We start from the raw sequence: 1688 nt of genomic DNA, 5'->3' as shown, positions 1-1688 counted from the left end.
TCCTGGCAAGGTTCATCAAGGACGATATGCCCTGGATCCATCTGGACATTGCCGGCGTTGCCTCGGTCAAGGCGGAAACGGACTATGCGCCCAAAGGCGCCACCGGCTGGGGCGTGATGGCACTGAACCGTCTGGTCGCGGATAAGTTCGAGGCGGAATAAACACTTATGGGCGCTGCCTATTTCTATCATCTGACGCGCAGGCCGCTGGAGGAGACTTTGCCGGTCCTTCTGGACAAGGCGCGCGGGGCGGGCTGGCGCATTGCGGTGCGCGGGCGCGACCCCGAGCGCATGGCCTGGCTGGATGACCGTCTGTGGCTGGGGCCGGAGGAAAGCTTCTTGCCCCATGGCCTGGCGGGCGGCCCCCATGACGCGCTGCAGCCGGTTCTGCTGACCGCAGGGCCGGAGGCCGCCAATACCCCGGACTGTGTGATGGCGGTGGATGGCGCCGCGGTCAGCGCCGATGAGGTTCAGACGCTGAGCCGTGTCTGCATTCTGTTCGATGGCACCGATCCGCAAGCCGTGCAGCACGCCCGCAGCCAGTGGAAATCCCTGACAGATGCCGGCTGTTCCGCCCAATACTGGTCCGAAGAGGGCGGGCGCTGGGAGAAGAAGGCCGAGAAATAGGCCGGGAAACCGGCCTGTCAGCCCGCGGTATCGGCGGGATTTTGCCAATTTTGTTCAGATTTGTTTCAGCTTGGCAGGAAATGCTCGCGCAAAAGGCGCTGCCGCAGTAATCCTCCCGGTCAAAAGATCAGACCAAAAGACCAGGACACTGGGGGACAGATGAATATATCACATGCGTTCCGTCGGGCGCGGCTGCTGCCGTTTGTTGGGGCGGGGCTGCTGTTCCTTGCCAATTGCGGTGATATTCAAGGCGGATCGGTGGCCCGGGCCGAGGCCGAGGCCGCGCGTCTGGAGTACGCGGTTCAGGAAGTCCAGTCTTTGCAATCCAGAGGGAGCCGTGTCTGGTGCGTGCCCTTTGCCCGCAATGCCAGCGGGATTGAGATTTTCGGCAATGCCAAAACCTGGTGGGCACAGGCCAAAGGACAGTTCAGCCGCGGCCAGCAGCCGCAAACAGGCGCGGTGATGGCGTTCCGGGCGACCCGCTCCAACCCGCTGGGGCATGTGGCAGTGGTCTCCAAGGTAGAGGATTCGCGCCGGATCCGGATCAATCACGCCAACTGGCGCCGCAACAAGGTGTCGCTGGGCATGGCGGTGATTGACGTGTCTGCGGCAAACGACTGGTCCGCCGTTCGCTTGGAAAGCAATCCGGGGGCATACGGGCGGGTCTATCCGATCAACGGCTTCATTCTGCCGGTTCCGGACAAAGGGTGATCGCAGGGCAGCGGCGCTGCCCCTCTTGCCCAAAGGAAGAAAAGTGCCTTGGCTTCTTTCTGGTCCTAAATACCCCTGCCGGAGGCCTGCGCCGCCAGGCGCATGATCAGCGGGTCAGCACCAATGCGCCATTGCGGATTTCGATGCTGGACCAGCGCTGCAGGTAACCCATTCCCAAGAGGGATTGCTCCAGCTCGCCCTGGTTCACCCACACGCGCACGTCCGTGTCGGTGATGCCGCCCAGCGACATTTCTTCGATCCAGACCGAGGCCGTGCGCACCTCGCCATTGGCGGTGCGGGCGCGGCCGAGATACGCAAGGCTGCCGGTATCGATGCCGGCACGCTCTGCAT

3 protein-coding genes and 1 pseudogene are annotated in these 1688 nt (G+C 63.2%); 3 read left to right on the top strand and 1 reads right to left on the bottom strand.

All coding sequences use genetic code 11. The features are described from left to right. The 3 genes and pseudogenes from A2I95_RS35835 to A2I95_RS35825 all read left to right on the top strand — a co-directional run. Window positions 1–161 (top strand): annotated as a pseudogene (locus tag A2I95_RS35835) (leucyl aminopeptidase); the annotation flags it as partial. A 6-nt stretch (window positions 162–167) separates the two neighbouring features. Next, a complete protein-coding gene (locus A2I95_RS35830) occupies window positions 168–626 on the top strand; it encodes a DNA polymerase III subunit chi (RefSeq protein ID WP_259998541.1) in 459 nt (152 codons plus the stop codon). A 159-nt stretch (window positions 627–785) separates the two neighbouring features. Continuing rightward, window positions 786–1337: a CHAP domain-containing protein gene (locus tag A2I95_RS35825; protein WP_291737297.1), complete on the top strand. Its 552-nt coding sequence runs from the start codon at window positions 786–788 to the stop codon at window positions 1335–1337. A 106-nt stretch (window positions 1338–1443) separates the two neighbouring features. Here A2I95_RS35825 and A2I95_RS35820 read toward each other — a convergent pair. Beyond that, window positions 1444–1688: retropepsin-like aspartic protease (locus A2I95_RS35820; RefSeq protein WP_291737296.1), on the bottom strand; the 245-nt coding region annotated here is incomplete at its 5' end.

It is taken from the genome of Leisingera sp. F5, assembly GCF_001593695.1.
Note: the sequence above shows the minus strand (reverse complement) of the source record. Positions and strands in the feature narration are given on the sequence as shown.

Excerpts from the sequence above, each read along its gene's own strand:
- A2I95_RS35830 (WP_259998541.1), top strand. The coding sequence starts at position 168 with ATGGGCGCTGCCTATTTCTATCATCTGACGCGCAGGCCGCTGGAGGAG.
- A2I95_RS35825 (WP_291737297.1), top strand. The coding sequence starts at position 786 with ATGAATATATCACATGCGTTCCGTCGGGCGCGGCTGCTGCCGTTTGTT.